We start from the raw sequence: 20,984 nt of genomic DNA, 5'->3' as shown, positions 1-20,984 counted from the left end.
AATTGGTTCGCCAAGAGAGATTCGGTTCACGTCCATGAACACCGAGGTCAAGTCTGCGGCGCGCGTGTTGGACCTGCTGGAGTATCTTGCAGGCTGCTCTGAGCCCGTGAAGCTGAAGGAAATCGTCGCGGCTCTGGGATTTCCGAAGAGCAGCGCTCATGCGCTGGCTCAGACCCTGGTTTCACGCGGTTACGCAATTCAGGACGCGACTGAGCGATACGTGCTTGTCCATGCTAGTCGCCATCAATCGGCTTCTCGCGCGCTCGAAGCCCGCCTCCTTTCTGCGGCGCACCCGATCATGGAACAGCTTCGGGACGAGAGCGGCGAGACAGTCATGCTGGCGGTTCTAACTCAGCGAGGCGATTGCCGACGCATTGCCAAATGCGTGAGCCGGCAGGCCGTCCGCTACGATATCGAACTGGATGGCCTTTCCGACTCTTACTGCTCAGCCACCGGCCGTCTCCTACTCGCTCACTGGGATCCCGTTCTTACCGACGGTTACTTTGCGAGGGCGCATCTCGTACAGAGGACTCCTAAGACCGTCACAGATCCCGACGCGATAAGGGGAATGTTCGACACGATCCGCGCCGAAGGCTTAGCCGTCAGCGACGAAGAGCACGTAACGGGATCGACGGGGCTTGCCGCGCCGATCTGGGGGAGAGAGGGCAAGGTCATAGCCGCGCTCAACCTTGGCGTCGTAGCACTAAGATACCACGCTCGCGCGCGAGAGCTTGCTGATCTGCTTAAGGATGCCGCGCGTCGGATCAGCGGACGTTTGGGCCATAGAGCATCCCCAGATCATGAAGTTTCATCCCCGGTATGAACGCATCTATCAGCCTTCGACAATGGCCCTTGATCATCGCCGCCCAGGCGCTTTAAATCACTCTAGTCGCGACCCAATTAACTCGTTGAGCTAATAGAATAATTTAAGATTTCAAGCGCCAGACCGCTCGTAAAACAATAGTGCCTATAAGATCAGCATTTATCGTCCGCTGGACAGTAATCGCCAATTCTTCGAACTTCGGCCGCGTATACATCTAAATCGTCGCGTTCGAATTCGGAATACCAAGATGAATTTCTCTTAAGACGATCCGATCCACAACAGGAAGAGAAATTAAAATCAGAAAAATGCTGATCAATAGCCCTTACGCGCCACAGACTTCAGCGCGCTCCTTGTCAGATCTGAAGCGCTAGTCGGCCGGTTACTCAAGGAGATTTGCCTTATCTAGCCAGCACCGCTTCCAGCGCGGAAGCTGCTTTCAACAACATGTCGTCGTGATTGAAATCCGCGACCATCTGGAGGCCGAACCCGGGGCCTCCGATGGGAAGCGGCAGCGAGAGTGCCGGAACCCCCAGATAGCTGAACGCTGGGGTATAGGCTCCGAGCCTCGCATTGAAATCGAGGATCGCGCCTGTGCCCGACAACCTCTCATACTCGTCGCGTCGAGGCGGAAGAGATGGCGATGTCGGCATAAGAATGACATCCACCTCGGAAAAGACCGCCTGCCTCAACTTCGCCAGATGTTCTTCGCGCGCTTTCCGGGCCAGGAGATAAAGGCTCCCGGGATATGTGAGCCCCTGGAGCAATCGATCCCGAACCTGCGGACCAATCTTCTCTCGGTCGGAGTGCAACCGGGCGGCATGCTCGGCCCCCGCCTCCGTAAGGAAAACGACGGCGGAGAGAGCAGAGAGGTCGGCGAGGTCCTCGATCTGCACCGACCTAAGGTCTAGGCCCACCCGACCCGCGGCGGCCATCACGCTTTCAAAGGCGTCCGCGACTTCCCCGTCCGGCGACACGGTCAACGATTTCGAATCGAGGACGCCAAAGCGGATAGCCCTCTCCTCCCCGATCCGCCTCTCGAAGCTCAGCTGCGATCGTTCCGGAACAATTGCATCGAGAATGCGGGCACAGTCGCGCACGGTGCGAGCTAGAGGACCGATGGTGTCGAGGCTGCCCGAGACTGGAAAGCAGCCATGGGACGGGACCAGACCCACCGACGGCTTCATCCCGACGATGCCGCAAAATGCGGCCGGGATCCGAATCGACCCTCCTGTGTCCGTTCCCAGCGCGCCATACACCAACCCGCGAGCAACAGCCGCAGCGCTTCCGCTCGAAGAACCACCGGTCACCCGGTCCGGGTCTCGCGGGTTCTCCAGGAAACCGTAGTGCTCGCTCCAGCCGGCGGGGCCCATGGCAAATTCCGACAGGTGGAGGCAGCCCATATTCACGGAACCAGCCGAATCCAGAGCGGCCAGAGCGGCGGCCGTGCTCGAACCCTCCAGATGGAAATGGGAATGGGTGGCGAATGACGCCTTTTCTGACCGGATCGAGAAGAGATCCTTATGCGCCAATGGCACTCCGTAGAGGCTTCCCTTCCGATCGCGCGTGCCGTCCAGAAGGCGCGACCGCGATATTGCCCCTTCCTTGTCAAACCGTATGAAGCAAGCCCGAGCGGCCGGACTGGATTCGATCCTCTCGATCGACGCCGATACGAGCTCCGATGGCAGGATCTGTCCGGAAGAAACAAGCTCCGAGGCGGTGCACAGATCGACGTCAAGAAGATCAGCCATTCTTGGGCGCTCTCACATGCGACTCATCAAAGCCGGGCTGTCTGGGCGCGCTTTGCAGCAACAGGACTGGCAGCTTTTGAGCAATGCGGGTCACCGCCTCATCAAGCCGGCCCGCATCCTCCTCGGGAAGAACAATTCCGTAGTGCAACGCGAGGACGTCCCGCGGCCGACCAGCCCGTTCGCTCATAATTCCCTCTCAAGGACGGCATCGAAATTGGTCACTGGCGGAAAGGCCTCGCGATCAACGACAATGTCGATCACGCAAGGATGGTCGGCAGCAATGCCGCGAGCAAGTGCTCGGTTGAGTTCGTCCCTGTTCGTCGCCCGCAGCCCTGTGGCGCCGAGCGCCTTGGCAGCCAAAGCGAAATCGGAGGCAGTGAAGTCGTTTGCTTCGGCCACGACATTCCCGTTCCAGCGGTATTTTTGCTCGTGATATTCGAACGCCAGACCGTTGTTGTTGAACACCAGGATGAGAGCGGGAATCTTGTAGCGGACGGCCGTTTCGATATCCGCGAGATGGTAGCCGGCTCCACCATCTCCAGTGATGCAGACGACCTTCTCCTTGCGTGCCATCTGCACGCCCAAGGCAGCGGGCAGCGCCCAGCCGAGAGACCCCACAGCCCGGAAGAACGCGTTGTAGCGCAGCGTCGGAAACAGAACGCCGGTCCAGGCGGCCATATAGCCCGTATCGGCCACGACGGTGATCTCGGATCCGTAGCGAGACAGTTCCTCGAGGACAGACACTGGCGAGAGTACCTCATGCGAAGCGACACGGGCGGTGTGACGCGTAAATCGCTCCAGCCAGGCCGCGCTCTCCTTCTGGCAATCGGCGAGCCAATCGCTCGCATCGGTGGGCGCATTCTTCAGGGCTTCGCTCAGCAGTCCGTCGACGAACGCCCGGATATCAGAGCGAATGCAGAACGCCGGCGCATAAGGGTTGGCAAACGCCGTGAGATCCTGATCGACCTGGAGCACATTCGCCTTTCGCGAAGGCAGGCTGTAGCCGTTGGTCGACAGCCCCCCTAGCCGCGTCCCAAGCGCCAGCACGCAATCGGCCTGCGCCATAAGGCGGTTCGCCGTGACCGACGAGTAGCGACCGACGATTCCGCAGAACTGCTTGCATGAGGACAGGACGGCGGGCTTGCCCCCCATCGTTGCGACCACGGGGATGGCTAGCGCTTCCGCGAGGCGCGCGACGGCTTGTCCCGCGTCGCCGAGGCGAACTCCTTCGCCGACGAGGATCATCGGCCGCTTCGCCGATCTGAGAGCCTCAAGGGCGCTGGCCGTTTCCTCGCTGGCGGCCTGCAGCCTGTTGAATGTCGGCAGGGGTCCCTTGCCTTCGACGCCCTCGCTCGCCCCGGGCATTCCGAAATAGTTCTTGGGAACATCGAGGTGCGTCGGCCCCCGCGTCGGGGAGACGGCAGCGGTCAGCGCCTGCCTCATCAATGAGGCGACCTGCCCCGGCTCTTCGGCGGCACCGTTCCACTTCGTGACCGGGCCGAACATCGTGTTCTGATCGATCGCCTGATACTCGTTCACATGTACAGCGCCGGTCGCGGTGGCGCCCGTCAGCGCAAAAACCGGAGACTGAGCCCAAAAGGAGTCGGCCAGTGCCGCCGCGACATTGACGGCCCCTGGCCCCGCTTGTCCGTACGTCACGGCGACCTTGTCAGTCGCACGCGCGAACCCATCCGCCATATAGACTGCGCCAGGTTCGCTGCGGGCCACGATCATCTTGATCCCGGCATCGCGCAGGGCGATCCAGAGCGGCTGATCGCCGCCCGTCAGCATGAAGAAGTGCTCGACACCGCACTCTTTCAGAGTGCGCGCAATATTGGTCGCAACGGTCTGGGTCATCGTAGAGCTCGCGAAGTGTGAGGAGTTGATCGCCGGATTGGAAAATCAGGCCCGGTTGCCGACACGGCCCGTCGGCTACGGGGATGCACCGAGCCATCGCTCCAGGAATATCCGGAGCGGCATTCCGATGGCTGAGCCGAGATCGAGCGCAGCAGTGTTCGCACGAGAGATGATGCCGGCTGTCAGCGTGGACGCGGCATTCCCGATCTCTGCGCTCTCGTGGTCGACCGTGACGGCAGCAATGCCTCGGCTGCCGAGGGGATCAAGACGGCCGGTCCCAGCATCGTCGCATCCGTTGCCCGCGTCATTGAACGCGACAAAGCGGGCTGCAACATTGATCGCTTTCGAACGGTCGCCACCTATCAGACCACCATGCGATCCGGTGATAACGACACGTCCCTGATCCCTCGCCTCAATCAAGGACGCGGAGTCGATACAGACGACGCTTTCCAGACCTGAGGCAAGAACGACCTCGCTGCGATGCTCATTGACGACGTCGACCGGCATCTGGCCCTGGCCGAGTTGAGCCAGTCGCTTCAGTGCCTCCATACTGACCATATCGGGAACCACCCCGGCTCGCCGGGCAATGCGGTTGGCATGGCTGATAATGCCCCTTCTCGCCATATCGCTGGCGTCGCCGATGCGGGCGCTCGAATGGCTGACCGTCGCGACTCCGACCCCGGACCGATCGCCCTCGGCGAGGGCGGCGATGCCAGCGTCGTTGAGACCTCGGCCAGCGTCGTTCAACACCAGGCCTCGAGGCTGAACACTCAGTCCCTTGAACGCAGAGTAGAGGCCGCCATGAGACCCGGACAGAACAACGAGGCCCCTGGCCGCCTCTGTTAGATAATTGATTGAATCAACTCGACAGAGCCAAGGCGCAGTCTCGATTTCTTCCCTGGCGGCGTCGTCTGATGCGACGTTCGACAACTGCTTCCCTCCGGCCAGTGCCAACGGCCGCGAGGATGAGTCAGTGATTATGATAATTCAACGATGATGTTTTCTCATCTATCGATAACAAAATGGGATCGATTTCAAATCGCCTGATCTTCCGTTTCGCTGGCCAGCTGAGCCGCGACGTCAGTCACCGTGCGGCTGAAGCGTTCTATCGACGGCGCGCTCTGTTCGCCGCGCCGACGGATCAGAGTCACGGGCGCTGGCTGATATTCGATCGGAAATGGCAACACGCGAAGCTCTGCCTCGGCAGTGAAATGGCGGGCGATTTCCGTCGGCAGAATGCCAATCAGGTCGCTGTCCAGGAGAAAGGCCTTGATGATTTCCAGGGATGAACTCTCGACCTGAACCCGAGGCGGCGTCAGCCCTGATTGCATAAACAGGGCGCTCAGCGCCTGCCTTGCAGCTGTCCGAGATGGAGGCACGATCCAGCCGAAGCCCGCTGTCTCCGAGAGCGCGACCTGATCGCGGCGGCCCAGCGTGGGATGCTTCCCGTTCACCACCGCCGCGAAGCGCTGATAGTAGAGGATCTGCTGGTCCAGAGCGTGTTCATGCTCGGAGACATATCGCCCGATCACGCAGTCCAGCTCGCGCTGCAGAAGCTGGTTGACGAGCGCCTGTGTCGTTCCTTCGTGGATGTCGAGGGTCAAGGAGACCTTCTCGCTCGTGAACCGCTTCAGAGTACGCGGTATCAGCGCGGGCGATAGAAACGCGATTGCCCCAAGTCGCAGATGCCCGATTTCACCCGCGGTGATGGCTTCGATCTCGGACCGGGTATGCGCCAGCTCATTGAGGAGAGCGACCGCACGCGCAATCAATGCCTCTCCGATCCCGTTCGGATGCATTCCGCTGCGGCCGCGGTCGAAAAGCTGAACCTCGAAGATCTCCTCGACCTCGCGGATGATTTTGCTGATCGCCGGCTGGCTCAGGCCCATCTCCTGGGCAGTTCGATGAGCGTTGCGAAAGCGCCCGACGTTTGCGAGCACCATCAGGTGCTGGACCTTCAGTCGGGATTGCAGGTCGGCGGTGAACATACGTCGGAGCCTCCGAATTTTCGATATCGTTCCGTTATCGTCTGATGAAAAAACATCATCATTGAATTATCAAAATATCTCCGCCTATCCTTTCTTTCTAGTAGACGGCGGCACGTTTCGCACCACGCCGCGCACTAGAGATCGTGGCGGGACATGTTCGACGTTGCTGCTCTGAATGGCCTGAATCCTGCTCGCATCGACGGCGGTGAGTGGCCTGTTGGGCTCATCGAAAAATCGTCAGACGTCCGAGGGACATGCCGATGAGGTCTTCAGCCACTCCAGGATCGCGGCAGGCGCTTCTCGCTCTTCCCGGTGCGATCTGGCTGCTGACGTTTGCCGTGCTGCCTTTGGGCTTTCTGGTCGTCATGTCGTTCTGGTCGACCACCATCTTCGGCCTTTCGACCGAATTCACGCTCGACAATTACGCCACCATTTTCTCCGATAGCGTCTATCTCACTATCCTCGCCAAAACGATCCGGATGGCGCTGATCACGACAGCGCTGACGTTGTTGTTCTCCTATCCGGTCGCCTATTTCCTCGCCGGCCTGACCGGCCGCGGCAAGGCGATCTGCCTTCTCCTGCTCTTCATGCCGTTCTGGTCGAGCTACGTCGTGCGCACATTCCTGTGGCTGCCGATGCTGGGGCGGAACGGCCTCGTCAACACGCTGCTGATGAAGATCGGCATCATCAACGAGCCGATCAATGTCCTGCTTTTCTCGGAGGGCACCGTCCATCTCGGGCTGATTTACGTCTACTCGCTGTTCATGATCCTGCCGATCTACCTGTCGCTCGATCGCCTCGACAAACGCCTGATCGAAGCTGCGGCCGATCTCGGAGCCGGTCCAGTCAACACATTCAGGCGCATCGTCCTGCCACTGAGCATGCCCGGTGTCCTGTCGGGCAGCGTCATGGTCTTCCTGCTCGCCTGCGGCGCCTATGTGACGCCGCAGCTTCTCGGCGGCACCGCCGGCGTCATGTTCGGCAACATCATCGCCGCCCAGTACTTGAACACGAACAACTGGCCGCTCGGCGCCGCGTTGTCCGTCGTCCTGGTGCTCGTGGTCCTGGCCGGGATGTTCCTGGTCGGCCGCAAGGCCAAGATGGAAGAGATCTTCGTTGGAGGGCAGCACTGATGAGAAACGCCGCTCTCCAGGCCGAAGCTCGGCCAGCCACGTCGTTCATCTGGCCACGCGCCGAAAACCTGCGCAAAAGCATGCTTTACGCCTATGCCGCCCTGTTCTTCCTTTTCCTGTATGCGCCGATTGGGCTCCTTCTCGTTCTGTCGGTCAATGATTCCGAGGTGATCGGACTGCCCTTCAAGGGCACCACCTTACGCTGGTACCAATACGTCCTGACGACGCCCGAGCTCATGCGCGCGCTGGCGAACAGCTTCGCGCTCGGCTTTGTCAGCGCGGGCATCGCGACTGCAATCGCGCTGATGATGGCCATGGGCTTCCGACGGGAGTTCCCGCTCAAGGGCCTTCTGATGAAGATCGTGCTCCTGCCGATCCTGATTCCGGGCATTGTCGGGAGCGCCGTGTTCCTGGTTTTCTTCGGTTATCTGGAAATCCCGTTCGGACTGTGGACCACGGCGTTGATGGTCCATATCACCTGGGCTCTACCCTTCGCCTTCCTGACGATCTTTCCGCGACTGCACGGTTTCGATCGCGGCCTCGAGGAAGCGGCGATGGATCTGGGCGCCACGCCGATCGTCGTCTTCCGGCGAATACTCCTGCCGATCGTCCGGCCAGGCATCGTCGCGACCTTCCTCTTCGCCTTCACACTGTCGTTCGACGAGTTCGTGCGCACGTTCCTCGTCATCGGCACGCAGCGCACGATCCCCGTTCATCTCTGGACTTTGATCGTCGATCAAATGGCGCCGTTTCTGCCCGCCGTCGGCGTCGTGATCATGGCTGTTTCGGTCAGCGTTTCGCTCGTCGGCTTCGCTCTTACGCCGAAGGAGAAGTGAAGCCGCACCGGCAAGACACCGCTTTCGAAAGTCCAACAAGAACGGAACGAGGGGAACAGCATGTCGAAACTGAATTCCACATCATCGGGCCTGAACCGCCGGCTTCTGCTGAAAGGCGGCGCGGGCATTGGCGCCGCTGCGAGCCTCGGGCTTTGGGGCGGCGCTGCGAAGGCAGCCGCCTCCATCGATATCGTCATGGTCAATGCGGCGATCGGCGGCCCTCTCCGCGCAGTTCTCGAAGGTGCCTCCGGCGGCAAGATCAACGATGCGCCTTGGCAGTCGACGACCGACGTCGTCTCCCGCCTTACGGCACCCGGCGGCACAGGTCGTTACGACCTGCTCATCGCGGGCTCCGATTTCGTTCGCAAGCCGATCATGGGACCGAAGCCCGGGAGCGAGCTCGTCCTGCCCATCGATACCGCGAAGATGTCGAACTTCAGCCAGGTCGCAGACGCCTTCAAAAAGGATGTCGCCGACCGCGACGGCAAAATCTTTATGGTGCCGGTGTTCTGGGGCTTCGACTCGGTGATCTACAACACGGAGCAGATGCCGGAGAATGATCCCTTCACGCAGTCCTGGGCACCCCTGTTCGAGGACAAATATGCCGGGCGGATTGCGTGGTACGACGCCGCGCACCAGATGATCATGGCGGCCGGCCTTCACCTTGGGAACAAGAAGCCCGAGGAGCTGGAAGGGAAGGACCTCGACGAGGTCGTCAAATTCCTGATCTCCCGCAAGAAGAACATCCGCACCATCTGGTCGACGTTTGCTCAAGGCACGAACTTGCTCGCGACGGGCGAGGTCGCTTGTCTGTACGGACCGATCCCGGTTCGCGCCGAACTGCAGCGCAAGGGCTTCAAGGTCACCAATGCATGGCCAAAGGAGGGGGTGCTCTCCTTCGCGCATTCGGCATTCGTGCCACGCGACTCCAAGAACCTGGAAGCCTCTCAGGCCGTGATCAATGCGATGCTGGGCAAGGATTACGCTTCGCAGGTGACGAAGGTCTCCGGCTACCTCTCGACCTCGAATCTCGGCAGCCAGGATTTCACAGCCGAGGAGCGGAAGCGCTTCGGCTACGGCGTTCTCGATGGTTCGACCAAGCATCACGGACTCGGGTTCCCGCCGGCCATCGCGAAATGGATCGAAGGTTGGAACCGGGTGAAGAGCGCGTAAGTCGCGGCCCCTGACAACGTCCGCACCGACAACTGCTCCGGCCGGCCGAGGCCGGAGCCCTCAGCTTATTTTCGGCCGGCTTGGCCGGTCGCCGACCAAGGGAGAATGGCATGTCGATCGGTTATTTCGTTCGCTATGAGGGGCAGTCCAGTGAGCCAGAGCGGTTTGTCGACTATTACATGAACACTCACGGCTCGTTCATGAAGGGCTACCCCGGCATCCGGTCGGCAATCGTTCACTTGCCGGTCGAGGGCTGGCACGATCCTCTGAAGATCAACCCGGGCACGTCTTTCATGCTGGGTGAATTCACGTTCGACTCGGTCGACGCTCTCAACGCTGCCCTCGCTTCGGAAGCACGCATCCGTGCGCGTGAGGACGCGGGTCGGTTTCCTCATTTCGAAGGGAAAGTCACGCATCAGGCCTTCAAGAAGCACATCCTCTTCTAACCGATAAAGCCTCGCAGGCTTTCGACATCAATTGAAGGGATGGCACCATGGTGGCTGTGGCTAAGCAGGTGGACCTGATGGATGCAAACTTGAGCCAGGCCGATAGGGCGGCGCCTCCCAGCGCAGTTTCAATCCGCGCAGTCTCCAAGTCCTTCGGTCAGGTAAAGGTCCTGCGAGAGACCGATCTCGATATCAGGCAGGGAGAGTTTTTCTCCCTGCTGGGTTCGTCCGGTTGCGGCAAGACCACCCTGTTGAGGATGATCGGAGGATTTGAGACGCCCACCTCGGGCGATATTTCGATCAGTGGCCGCAGTGTGATCGAAGACCCGCCGTATCGCCGGCGCACAAACATGATCTTCCAGCATCTCGCCCTCTTCCCGCACATGACCGTGGCCGAAAACATCGGCTTTGGCCTGGAGATGAAGAAGCTCGATGCCAGGACGATAGCGAGAAAGGTCGACGAGGCACTGGCGTTGGTCCGTCTTTCTGAAATGGGAGGGCGCAAAATCGACGCCCTGTCAGGCGGTCAGAAGCAGCGCATTGCGATGGCACGCGCACTCGTCAACGAACCCGACGTCCTGCTTCTCGATGAACCGCTGGGAGCTTTGGATCTGCAGTTGCGTCTGCAGATGCAGGACGAGCTCAAGCGGCTTCACAGGGAAACCGGGCGAACCTTCATATTCGTGACGCACGACCAGACTGAAGCAATGACCATGTCCGACCGGATTGCAGTGATGGGCAATGGACGGATTATTCAGGTCGGCACGCCGGAAGAGGTTTACGAGCGCCCCAATTCGAGATTTGTCGCGCAATTCATGGGCCATTCCAACTTCCTCGAAGGCAGCGTCCACTCAGTCGGGCCCGATCGAGTCGGCATGGTGACCACCGGGGCGGCATCCCTGACATGCCGGATACCCCCATCGATTCAGCCGGGACAGAAGGTTCTGTTCGCCTTGAGATACGAGAAGCTCGACGTGACCCTTCCCAGAGGCGGCCGCGACGAACTTGTCGGGACGGTCGTCTCGCGCAGCTATATGGGCGCTACCGTTCGCTATGAAATGAGGACGGATGACGGGACGGTTTTCCTTGCGGACACCGGCCACGCAGCACAGCATTTCGCGCCGAAAGAGGGAGATCGCGTCGCGATTAGCTGGTCGGTCGACGCTGCATCGATATTGGCTGACTAGCGTGTCGGAATCAGCTCCGACAGCGTCCAGCTCGGCTCAGGTGCTGCGCGGGTAACTTAGCCCGCGAAGAGTATTGATCGACGACATGGAGCGCTGGTTCCTAAGGCATCGAGACCCCTGGCATTGTCCTGCCGCAGGTTCACGCGTCGCGGGTGTGCCACTAGGACGGTGAGGAGGAGGGGAGGTCGGAGTTTAACACCTCTCGGCTCGGCGTCCTGATCCAATCGGGAGCTTTCCGTGGGAGCCTTCAGGCTTCATCGCGCCAGAAGCGGACTCTAGCTCCTCGTCCGAAACCGGACCTTCGCGGTGCAGGACGCGATGTGCATCGCGCGCAGTTACGGAGGCCGAATTCGCGCCCACAAACACGACGGCGGCAGCCAAAATACCAGCGGCCGTCGGGCGTAGTGCCGGGCCGCCTAAATTACGCCCAACCCAGCTCGCTCAGGCGCTGCCTCTCTGTACAAGAGCATAATCTACATTCTTGATCGCCGCATCGATCGGCGAACCCTCGATGCGGGAGATCAGCATATCAGCGGCCGCCCAACCCATCTGATAGCCTTGGGTCCTGATGGTCGTCAGACCGGGAGGGATCTCGGCCGCGATCTCGAAGTCGCCGAACCCTGCAACGGCGAGATCCTCCGGGATCCGCATGCCGCGGCGTTGCGCTTCGAAGATGACACCGACGGCCAGGAGATCCGATGCGCAGAGTATGGCCCGCACGCCGCCTGCATCGAGCAACTGCTGCAGCCCGCTCGCTCCTCCACGAAAGCTAGATGCATCCTCCGCCCCATCCGAAGACAGGGGTGAAACCACGATATCGGCCGGCAGGCCCGCCTGACGCAGCGCCTCCAGCGCTCCGTCCCGGCGAGCCTCGTAGCGTCGCAGGCCGGATACCGGGTAGTCGACATATCCGATCCGATCGTAACCCCTGGCGATCAGGTAGTTCGCGATCTCGGTTCCCGCCTCGCGGTTTCGGAACCCTGTCGCCATGTCGATGATCGGCCCTTCCGTCTCCCAGACCTCGACGACGGGCAGGCCGGAGCCGCGCAGCAGCGCGTAGGTCTCATCGCTGTGGCGGGTGCCCGTTAGCACGAGGCCGTCCGGCCGCCGGCGGATGAAAGCCTCCACCGCTGAGGCCTCCGCATCCGGCGAATAGCCGGTATTCGTGATCATGAACTGATAGGAGGCCTGCCTGAGGCGATCGGCCATGCCCTGAATGCTGTTGGCGTTGTTGGAGTTGCGGAGGGATGGCACGACGATCCCGATCATGGCGCTGCGGCCCGAGGCGAGATTGCCGGCGAGCATGTTCGGAACGAAGCCCAGGCGCTCGCCTTCGTTCAGCACGCGCGCGCGTGTCCCGGCGCTCACGGCGGACGGGTTCTTGTAGACGCGCGAGACCGTCATAAGCGAGACGCCGGCGGCATGCGCGACATCGGACATGGTGGCCCAGCCCGGCAATCGCTTCACGGGATCATGGTTCATAGATCGGCTCTGCTGCACGCCTTTTGAGCATCGTCGCGGCTGGTTTGAGTCGTACCCTACTTGACAGCGGGCAAAACATAAACCTGGATGTTAGCGATAACGTTAGCGCTAACAAGCGGATTTATCGTGACCGAAGCAGATACTTTGAAGCAGCGCGTGCTTGGCTGGATCGAGCGTGATCGCGAGGAGATCATCGCCTTCCTCTCGGCATTCCTGCAGGCAAAGTCCCCGAACCCTCCCGGCGATACCCGCCTCGCGAGCGCCCATGTCGAGCGCTTCCTCGCCGAGCGCGGGCTGCCCTTCCGCGTACTGAGCGCCGAAGAGCATCTGCCCAACATTGTCGGCTCGGTCTCGGCGGCGCAGCCGGGGCGGCACCTCATCCTCAACGGCCACATGGACGTATTCCCGGCGATCGAGGAACTGCCGGGCCAGCGCAGCCAGTGGAGCGGCGAAGTCGTCGACGGCCGCATCTATGGGCGCGGCGCCGCGGACATGAAATGCGGCACGACGGCCTCGATCTACACCTACCGCTACCTCGCGGAGCTGATGCCGGAGCTGCGCGGGCGCCTGACGCTGACGGTGGTGTCCGACGAGGAGACCGGCGGCCGCTACGGTACCCGGCACCTCATGGAGACCATTCCCGAGGAAGTAATCGGCGATTGCTGCCTCAACGGCGAGCCAAGCGGCCTGGCCACCCTGCGCTTCGGCGAAAAGGGCGCGCTGCGGATGGCGCTGACGGTTCGCACCCGTGGAGCCCATGGCGCCTACCCGCATCTCAGCGAGAGTGCGATCAAGATCGCCTGTCGCCTGGCTACGGATCTGGAAGCGCTGGCGGAGCTCCGGCCCGAACTGCCGGAAGCGGTCAGTGCCGTGATCGGCTCCGCGCCGGCGCGTGAGGCGATGAACATCAGCCTCGGCGACGGCGCCGCCGACATCGCCGACCGTGCGACGGTGAACATCGGGGTGATCCGCGGCGGGCTCAAGGTCAACATGCTGCCGGACGAGTGCCTGCTCGAAGTCGAGGTCCGGATGCCGCCCGGCCTGAGCATCGAGCGGGTCGAGAGCGAGCTCGCCGGCATTCTCGCCCGCTATCCGATGGTGACGCGCGAGACGCGGCCGGACCACAGCTATCCCTCGAGCTGGTGTGATCCCGAGGGGGACATGGCCGGCATCCTGCGCGCCAATACGCGGCAGGTGACGGGGCGGGAGGCCGTGCCGATCGTCAGCCTCGGCGGCTCGGACGCGCGCTATTGGCGGTGGCGCGGGGTTCCTGCCTATCTCTACGGCCCCTCTCCCAAGACGATGGGCCACCGCGAAGAGCACGTCACGATCGACGAGCTGTTCGCCGTTCTGCGCGTCCATGCGCTGTCGGCAATCGACTATCTCGCGACCAATAATGGAGGGGAATGATGGCTATAGCTCGGGCTTGTCTTATCGCAGCAGCGCTTCTTTCCGGCGCCCTACCGGCATCGGCAGCAAATCCGCCGGCGAAGGAACGGACGGCGACCATCCTGGTCAGGAACGATTCCGTCGGCTTCGACCCGCACAAGTCGACCGGCCGTGGCGCGGCCGAAATCCTGTTCATGATGGCAGATACGCTGGTCTCGGTCGAGGACGACCAGAAGACGCTGCATCCCCTGCTGGCGAAGTCGTGGACCCTGTCCGATGACGGCTTAACCTATACCTTCAACCTTCGCGACGACGTGAAGTTCTGCGACGGCAAGCCGCTCACAGCCGCTGACGTCGTCTATTCGCTGAAGCGCCTGATCGCGCCGGAGACACGGTCCCCGGCTGCCTGGCGCCTGGGCAAGGTCGCCGACGTCACCGCGAAGGACGACACAACCGTCATCTACACGCTGAAGGAGCCGCACAACGAGCTCCTGCTGCACCTCGCGCAGAGCTTCGGCTCTATCATCGACCGCGCCAATGTCGAGAAGCTGGGCGCCGATTTCGGCGTCAAGGGCCTCAACGGCACCGGCCCATTCTGCTGGGGCGAGTGGCGTCCGCGCGACCAGTTCGTGCTGACCCGCCACGATGCCTACAAATGGGGCCCGGCGATCTACGACAACAAGGGGCCGGCCAAGGTCGAAGCCGTCGTCTGGCGCGTCATCCCCGAGGAAAGCGCGATCCTGGCGGCGATGCAGACGGGCGCGGGAGACATCTCCTATGTGCTGCCGGAATGGTCGATCGATCAGCTCAGCAAGATGCCGATGCTGAACAAGGCCGAGCCGCGCATTTCGAACTATTCCGCCTATCTGGGCCTGCGCCCTAACCGCAAGATGACCAGCGACTTGCGCGTCCGCCAGGCGATGATCCTGGCCGTCGACCGCGAGGCGCTCGCCAAGAGCATGTGGTTCGGCCAGGCCCGACCCGCCAAGACGCTCGTCAGCCCCGGCACCATCGACTACTCGGGCGCGGCCGAGGCAGTCTACGATCCGGCCAAGGCAAAGGCTCTGCTCGACGAGGCCGGCTGGAAGCTCGGCAATGACGGCTTTCGCTACAAGGACGGCGAGCGTCTCGCGCCTTCGATCCTGGCCGCCGGCACGGCCGGGTGGCGCTCCCGCCTGGAGGCCATCCAGGGCTACATGAAACAGGTCGGCATCGACCTGAAGCTCCTGCTGGTCGAGCCCGCGGCCGCGATGGCGCAGATCAACACCTCGCCGGAGTTCGACGGCTACGCCCTGTTCTCGCCCTATGCCACGGCGGGCGAGGTGCTGATGATGTTCCACTCCGCCAACGTTCCGGCGCCGAACCGCTTCAACTGGAAGGACAAGGCCACGGATGATCTGCTCGCAGCCGGCCAGACCAGCCTCGACGCGACCAAGAAGGCCGAAGCCTATGCCGCCGTCCAGAAGATCGTGGCGGACCAGGCCCTGCTGATCCCGCTGGTTCACGAGCGCCTGTTCCTGTTCTCGACCAAGCGGGTCAAGGGCGTCGATGTGCACGGCATCTACAACAGCGCCGTCTACAAGGGCCTCGACATCGAGATCGCCAAGTGAGCGAGACCCTATTGGCTGACGGCTTCAAGGCCGAGCCTTACTGGTGGGAGGCCGTGCCCCAGGGCACCGCCGCTCGCCAGTCGCTCCCCGCCGAGGCTGATGTCGTCATCGTCGGCTCCGGCTATGCAGGCCTTTCTGCGGCCATCACGCTCGCTCGCGCCGGTCGCGAGGTCGTCGTCATCGAAGCTCACAGCGCAGGCCATGGAGCCAGCACCCGCAGCGTCGGAATGATCGGCGGCCGGCTGCGGCAGGGCTACGCCGCGCTGGCCAAGGATTTCGGGGCGAAGAAGGCGCATGCACTGCTCAGCGAGACCTGGAACGCCTATGGCTGGTTCCGCGGGTTCGTCCGCGACGAGAACATCGATTGCGACCTGGCGCTGTCCGGCCGGCTGATCTGCGCCTGGACCGCCAGGGACATGGAGATGCTCAAGCGCCAGGCGGCATTCCTGACCACGACCTTCGGCATTCCGGCCCATACCGTCGACAAGGGCGGGTTGCCCGCGCATGTGGCGACCGATCTCTATCACGGCGCGATGGTGCTGCCCGAGGATGGCGGCATCGATCCCGCAAAGTATCATCTCGGCTTGTTGCGCCTCGCGCGTGCACATGGCGTCCAGGTCATCGAACAGACCCCGGTGACGGGGGTGACCGAGAACGGCAAGGCCACCTCGGTCACGACGGCGGCCGGCGATATCCGCGCTCGCGACGTCATTCTGGCGACCAACGCCTATACCGGGCGCGAGCTGCCCTGGTATCGCCGCCGCGTCATCGCCGTCGGCAGCCACATGATCGCGACCGAACCGCTGGCGGCGAGCGCGGTCGAGCGCCTTCTGCCCGGAGGCCAACTGGTCAACGACACGCGCAAGCTCGCCTTCGCATTTCGCGCCAGCCCCGATCGACGGCGCCTGCTCGTCGGAGGAAGGGCGTTGCAGGTAGACCGCGTCGACCCGGTCGCGATCGCGCGTCGCCTTAAGCAGGTGATGGTGCAGTCCTTTCCCTCGCTCGCCGAGACGCGTGTCAGCAATGCCTGGGAAGGCCGTGTCGGCTTCACTTTCGACCGCATCCCGCACATCGGCCGGCGGGGCAACATCCATCATGTGCTCGGCTGCAACGGCTCGGGGATCGTGATGGGCAGCTATCTCGGCCGCTGCACGGCCGAACTGGTCCTGTCCGGCCGCTCGACGAGCCATTTCGCTCAGCAGGAGCTGCCGAGCCGTCCCTACTACAACGGCATCCCCTGGTTCATGGCGCCGATGACCATGGCCCTGTCGCTGCAGGACAGGGCGCGGTCCTGGTTCCGCTGATCGCGCCAGATTGTTCAATTTCAGGAGAACGAGATGACATTTTCTTTGATCGCCCGTGACGAAAAGACGGGCATGTTCGGCATCGGTATCGCCACGTCGAGCATTGCCGTCGGCAACCGCTGCCCCTGGGCCCGCGCCAAGGTCGGCGCCGTGACTTCGCAGCACCGCAGCGACATCCGCCTCGGTCCGAAGGGGCTCGATTTCCTGTCAGCCGGGCTGAGCGCCGAGGAGACCGTGCGTCGCCTCATCGCGGAGAGCGAATTCCCTGATCAGCGTCAGGTCGCAGCCATCGACCGCGATGGAGGCACGGCGTTCTACACCGGGCCGAAGATCCCCTCGATCAATTCGGGCTACCAGGGCGTCAATTGCGTCTCGACCGGCAATGTGATCGCGAACCTCGACGTGCCCAAGGCGATGGTCGAATATTTCGAGGGCTCCGCCGGTGTGCCGTTCGTCGAGAAGCTGCTGGGCGCGATCGATGCCGGCCTGGCCGCGGGTGGCGAGACGCAGCCGATCATGTCGGCGGCTCTCCTCGTGGTCGACGAGCAGGACTGGCCGTTGGTCGATCTGCGCGTCGACCTCGAGCCGGAGCCGCAGGTTAAGCTGCGCCAGCTCTGGGAGGCCTATGAGCCGCAGCTCGAACACTTCATCGTGCAGGTCCTGCGCCCGAACGAGGTGAAGCCTCGCAAGGCTCCCGAGCCGGTTCAGGCCTGATCGTAAGCGAGCCCGAAAGGCAGCCCCATGCTGAGATACACGGCGCAGCGCCTGCTGCTTGCGATCCCGGTGGTTTTCGGCGTCCTGCTGATCGGGTTCACCCTGCTGAACCTCGTTCCTTCGGATCCGGCGACCGTGCGCGCCGGGCCGACGGCCACCGGCGCCGTCATCGCCCAGATCCGAAGCGAAATGGGGCTGGACCGCCCGCTCTGGGAGCAATTCCTGCTCTATGTCGGCAGCATTCTGCAAGGCGATCTCGGCACATCGCTGGTCAACAACATGTCGGTCGCGGAAGAGCTGTCGCGTTCGTTCACGGCGACGCTGGAGCTGATCGTTCTCTGCTTGGTCTGGGCCGTGCCGCTGGCGATCCTGCTCGGCGTCGCTGCCGCCGTCTCGCGAGGCGGCTTTCTCGATCGGCTGATCATCAGCGGGGCCGTCGCTGGCATTTCCCTGCCGGTCTTCCTGATCGGCATGATCCTGCTGTGGATTTTCGGTTTTCAGCTGCAGTGGCTGCCCTTCACCGGGCGCGGCGGCCCGCTCTGGACCCTCGACGGCTTTCGCCATGCGGTTCTGCCATCGCTGTGCCTGGGCCTGATCTTCGTCGGCCCGGTCGCGCGGATCACGCGCACATCCATGCTCGAGGTGCTGGGTGCGGATCATATCCGGACGGCGCGCGCCAAGGGATTGGAGGAGCGCCTGATCGTCGGGCGCCATGCGCTGCGCAACGCGATGATCCCAGTGACGACGCTGATCGGCCTCCAGATCGGCTATTTGATGGGCGGCGCCATCGTCACAGAGACGATCTTCTCATGGCCGGGCGTCGGCCGCCTTGCCGTGGGCGCGATCGTCGCCAATGACCTCCCCGTGGCGCAGGGCGCGATCATCGCCCTGGCGCTCGGGTTCATCGCGATCAACATCATTGTCGATCTGCTCTATGCCGTGCTCGATCCGAGGATCCAGGCCCGATGACGCTGGTACCAGGCTCCGCCCTTCCGCAGAGCAACAGCGCGCGGCTGCTGCGACGTCTCGCAGCCGATCCGATCGCCACCGCCGCCCTCGGCATGCTCCTCGTGCTGGCAGCGGGGGCGTTGTTCGCGCCCGTTCTCGCTCCCTACGATCCGCTTCGGATCGAGATGACGCAGGTGATGCAGCCCCCGAGCGCGGCCCATTGGTTCGGCACCGACGGCCAGGGGCGAGACATCTTCAGCCGCGTTCTGTTCGGCCTTCGGCTCACCGGCCTGATGGGCTTCTGCGCGATCGCCATCGGCGGCGCACTGGGCACCGCGGCGGGAATGCTGGCGGCGTTCTATCCGCGGCTGGACGGGCTGCTCATGCGCCTGATGGACGTGCTGCTCTCGTTCCCGGCCATTCTGTTCGGGCTCGCGATCGCCGCGATCATCGGCGCGGGCACGCTGTCGGTGATCATCGCACTGGCGATCTCCACCATCCCGCTCACGGCGCGGATCGCTCGCGGCGCGGCGCTGACGGTGATCGCACAGGACTATATCGCCGCCGGACGGGTCATCGGCCTGACGGATAGAGGCCTGCTGGTTCGCTACATCCTGCCGAATTGCCTCTCGACCATCGTCGTCTTCCTGACGCTTCGGCTCGGTCAGGCCATCCTCCTAGGAGCCTCGCTCGGCTTTCTCGGCCTCGGCACGCAGCCGCCGGCGCCTGAGCTTGGAACAATGGCGGCTCAAGGCATCAATTTCTTCTTCTTCGCGCCGCATGTTGCGATCATCCCGAGCCTTGTGATCTTCGCTCTCGTCCTGGCGACCAATGTGCTGGGTGACTTCCTGCGCGACATGCTTGATCCAAGACTTCGCGGGTAAAGACGCTTCGAGCCGAGCGGACAGACGGCAGGCTGGCTCCAATAGCTCCGGTTCGCGCTCCCAGCGCCGCCATGATGCGATACGGCGCCCCATTCCTTCTGCGCGGATACCGTCCCAACGAAAACAGTGACTGGCGGCCTCACACTGTCTAAGGATTAATAGCTCCGTTCATTAGCATTAACCATCCGCCCAGGTTGCGACATAAGCGGAAATCCGGGTCCTAACCAGCGAGCAGACATGCCTTGCTGACTGGCAGGAGGCCGCTCCCTGCCGAACCGGTCACTTTATGGCCCGAGGCGGTGGGGCCAGTCGAGCGTCAGGAATCGACGCTGGCCGTGTGTCGAGCAGCAAGCATTCCGGCTTCGCTACTAAATGACCTCGGCGGTGCCGCCGCAAAGTTTCTTGGCGCAACGCTGAGAGCAAACGCACGCGAATCAGGGTTCCCAGACTGGCGGCGTTCCAATTGAGCTCTGCAGTGCCAGGGTGAACGCTCTCACCTTGGCACTCGGATGCCGCAAGGACCGGAGGAGGTAAATCCCGTCCGTTGTCTTATTCCAAGTTTCGTCACCCACCAGCAGCCTCGCCAACTTTCCCGCCCGGACGTCTGGCCCAACCACCCAGCTCGATAAGAACGCAATTCCTAAGCCGGCCTCGGCTGCTCCGCGTAGGGCTTCAAAATCGTCGGAGCGGAACGTTACCACATCTTGCCCATGCCCTGCCGGCCGGCCGAGCAGGTCTCGCCAACCGAGCAGATCAGGGCCATGCAGCTTATCGAGCAGACGATGAGACGACAGATCCGCCAAGCAACTCGGCGCACCTGAACGCGCCAGATAGGTCGGGCTTGCCACCAGCAGCCGGTTCAGCGGCGCAAGCCTCGTGGCGATCAGCGTGCTGTCAGCCAGCGCCCCCATGCGGATGACCACATCGAGACGCTCGACAACCGGGTCGGCCAGCCTCTCCGTCAGATCGAGATCGACATTGAGCGCAGGATGTTCGGTTTGCAGAGCCGCGATAACCGGCAGGACATAGCGTTTGCCGAAGGTTGGAAAGCAGGCGATCCGCAGCGTGCCTGAAACGCAACCATCGAGAGCCGAGATTTCGGCGCGCGTATCTGCCAGTTCGTCAAGAAGATGGAGGGCCCGCTCGTGCAGCCTCTGGCCTGCGTCAGTGAGAGTTAGCGCACGTGTCGAGCGAACCAGAAGGGTGACACCCAAATCTTTTTCAAGCGCATCAATCTTACGCACGACCGCCGAGGGCGTGAGTGCGCGCCTACGGGCTGCGCCCGAAAAGCTCCCCGCCCGGACGACATCGACGAAGATGGAGAGGAACTCGGCGAAATGGGGGCTCATCTTTGCTCTCCGCGCAAAGCCGTTTGCAGACGTGTGCGGCTTATCCTCCTCCTGAATCAGACGCACAACGCCTTCGCTCGTTTTGAAATTGCAGTTGCGTTTCGGGCCGCGGC

At 62.5% G+C, this 20,984-nt stretch carries 18 protein-coding genes; 12 read left to right on the top strand and 6 right to left on the bottom strand.

Annotated features, from left to right (window positions below):
• Positions 1-34: 34 nt before the first annotated feature.
• Positions 35-823: an IclR family transcriptional regulator gene (locus tag AB4Z10_RS18510; RefSeq protein WP_441471856.1), complete on the top strand. Its 789-nt coding sequence runs from the start codon at positions 35-37 to the stop codon at positions 821-823.
• 398 nt (positions 824-1,221) lie between these two features.
• On the opposite strand, the gene AB4Z10_RS18505 is transcribed toward AB4Z10_RS18510, so the two are convergent.
• The 4 genes from AB4Z10_RS18505 to AB4Z10_RS18490 all read right to left on the bottom strand — a co-directional run bounded on the left by AB4Z10_RS18505 (position 1,222) and on the right by AB4Z10_RS18490 (position 6,416).
• On the bottom strand, positions 1,222-2,571 hold the full coding sequence (locus tag AB4Z10_RS18505; RefSeq protein WP_441471855.1) for an amidase: 1,350 nt from the start codon (positions 2,569-2,571) through the stop codon (positions 1,222-1,224).
• A 183-nt stretch (positions 2,572-2,754) separates the two neighbouring features.
• On the bottom strand, positions 2,755-4,428 hold the full coding sequence (locus AB4Z10_RS18500) for a thiamine pyrophosphate-binding protein (RefSeq protein WP_441471854.1): 1,674 nt from the start codon (positions 4,426-4,428) through the stop codon (positions 2,755-2,757).
• A gap of 75 nt (positions 4,429-4,503) precedes the next feature.
• Positions 4,504-5,358: a hypothetical protein gene (locus tag AB4Z10_RS18495; RefSeq protein WP_441471853.1), complete on the bottom strand. Its 855-nt coding sequence runs from the start codon at positions 5,356-5,358 to the stop codon at positions 4,504-4,506.
• A 104-nt stretch (positions 5,359-5,462) separates the two neighbouring features.
• On the bottom strand, positions 5,463-6,416 hold the full coding sequence (locus AB4Z10_RS18490; RefSeq protein ID WP_441471852.1) for a LysR family transcriptional regulator: 954 nt from the start codon (positions 6,414-6,416) through the stop codon (positions 5,463-5,465).
• A 260-nt stretch (positions 6,417-6,676) separates the two neighbouring features.
• On the opposite strand from AB4Z10_RS18490, the gene AB4Z10_RS18485 reads away from it, so the two are divergent.
• The 5 genes from AB4Z10_RS18485 to AB4Z10_RS18465 all read left to right on the top strand — a co-directional run bounded on the left by AB4Z10_RS18485 (position 6,677) and on the right by AB4Z10_RS18465 (position 11,191).
• Positions 6,677-7,549, top strand: coding sequence for an ABC transporter permease (locus tag AB4Z10_RS18485; protein WP_441471851.1), 873 nt, complete (start codon positions 6,677-6,679; stop codon positions 7,547-7,549).
• The gene (locus AB4Z10_RS18480) at positions 7,549-8,385 is read left to right on the top strand and encodes an ABC transporter permease (RefSeq protein ID WP_441471850.1); all 837 of its coding nucleotides are present in this window, start codon (positions 7,549-7,551) and stop codon (positions 8,383-8,385) included. Before AB4Z10_RS18485 ends, AB4Z10_RS18480 begins: the two co-directional genes overlap by 1 nt.
• Positions 8,386-8,445: 60 nt before the next feature.
• A complete protein-coding gene (locus AB4Z10_RS18475; RefSeq protein WP_441471849.1) occupies positions 8,446-9,558 on the top strand; it encodes an ABC transporter substrate-binding protein in 1,113 nt (370 codons plus the stop codon).
• 110 nt (positions 9,559-9,668) lie between these two features.
• The gene (locus AB4Z10_RS18470) at positions 9,669-10,004 is read left to right on the top strand and encodes an EthD family reductase (RefSeq protein ID WP_441471848.1); all 336 of its coding nucleotides are present in this window, start codon (positions 9,669-9,671) and stop codon (positions 10,002-10,004) included.
• A gap of 47 nt (positions 10,005-10,051) precedes the next feature.
• Positions 10,052-11,191 carry an ABC transporter ATP-binding protein gene (locus tag AB4Z10_RS18465; RefSeq protein ID WP_441471847.1) on the top strand — a complete coding sequence of 380 codons (1,140 nt, stop codon included), beginning with the start codon at positions 10,052-10,054 and terminating at the stop codon, positions 11,189-11,191.
• Between the two features lie 441 nt (positions 11,192-11,632).
• On the opposite strand, the gene AB4Z10_RS18460 is transcribed toward AB4Z10_RS18465, so the two are convergent.
• On the bottom strand, positions 11,633-12,673 hold the full coding sequence (locus tag AB4Z10_RS18460) for a LacI family DNA-binding transcriptional regulator (protein ID WP_441471846.1): 1,041 nt from the start codon (positions 12,671-12,673) through the stop codon (positions 11,633-11,635).
• A gap of 126 nt (positions 12,674-12,799) precedes the next feature.
• Here AB4Z10_RS18460 and AB4Z10_RS18455 point away from each other — a divergent pair, with 126 nt between their 5' ends.
• Genes AB4Z10_RS18455 through AB4Z10_RS18430 form a run of 6 tightly spaced genes read left to right on the top strand, consistent with a single transcriptional unit; the run spans position 12,800 to position 19,522 of the window.
• Positions 12,800-14,083 (top strand): M20/M25/M40 family metallo-hydrolase, encoded by a 1,284-nt coding sequence (locus tag AB4Z10_RS18455; RefSeq protein ID WP_441471845.1) that lies wholly within the window; start codon positions 12,800-12,802, stop codon positions 14,081-14,083.
• Entirely contained in the window at positions 14,083-15,672 is a 1,590-nt protein-coding gene (locus tag AB4Z10_RS18450; RefSeq protein ID WP_441471844.1) for an ABC transporter substrate-binding protein, read from the top strand. Before AB4Z10_RS18455 ends, AB4Z10_RS18450 begins: the two co-directional genes overlap by 1 nt.
• Complete coding sequence (locus AB4Z10_RS18445) at positions 15,669-16,976, top strand: NAD(P)/FAD-dependent oxidoreductase (RefSeq protein WP_441471843.1); 1,308 nt, start codon at positions 15,669-15,671, stop codon at positions 16,974-16,976. Before AB4Z10_RS18450 ends, AB4Z10_RS18445 begins: the two co-directional genes overlap by 4 nt.
• 33 nt (positions 16,977-17,009) lie before the next feature.
• On the top strand, positions 17,010-17,690 hold the full coding sequence (locus tag AB4Z10_RS18440) for a DUF1028 domain-containing protein (RefSeq protein WP_441471842.1): 681 nt from the start codon (positions 17,010-17,012) through the stop codon (positions 17,688-17,690).
• 27 nt (positions 17,691-17,717) lie between these two features.
• Complete coding sequence (locus AB4Z10_RS18435) at positions 17,718-18,659, top strand: ABC transporter permease (protein ID WP_441471841.1); 942 nt, start codon at positions 17,718-17,720, stop codon at positions 18,657-18,659.
• Positions 18,656-19,522 (top strand): ABC transporter permease, encoded by an 867-nt coding sequence (locus tag AB4Z10_RS18430; RefSeq protein WP_441471840.1) that lies wholly within the window; start codon positions 18,656-18,658, stop codon positions 19,520-19,522. The genes AB4Z10_RS18435 and AB4Z10_RS18430 overlap by 4 nt, the downstream gene beginning before the upstream one ends.
• A 434-nt stretch (positions 19,523-19,956) precedes the next feature.
• On the opposite strand, the gene AB4Z10_RS18425 is transcribed toward AB4Z10_RS18430, so the two are convergent.
• Positions 19,957-20,871, bottom strand: a complete 915-nt coding sequence (locus AB4Z10_RS18425) for a LysR family transcriptional regulator (RefSeq protein ID WP_441471839.1) — start codon at positions 20,869-20,871, stop codon at positions 19,957-19,959.
• Positions 20,872-20,984 lie beyond the last annotated feature (113 nt).

This window comes from Allobosea sp. RAF48, assembly GCF_052114025.1.
Classification (GTDB): domain Bacteria; phylum Pseudomonadota; class Alphaproteobacteria; order Rhizobiales; family Beijerinckiaceae; genus Allobosea.
Note: the sequence above shows the minus strand (reverse complement) of the source record. Positions and strands in the feature narration are given on the sequence as shown.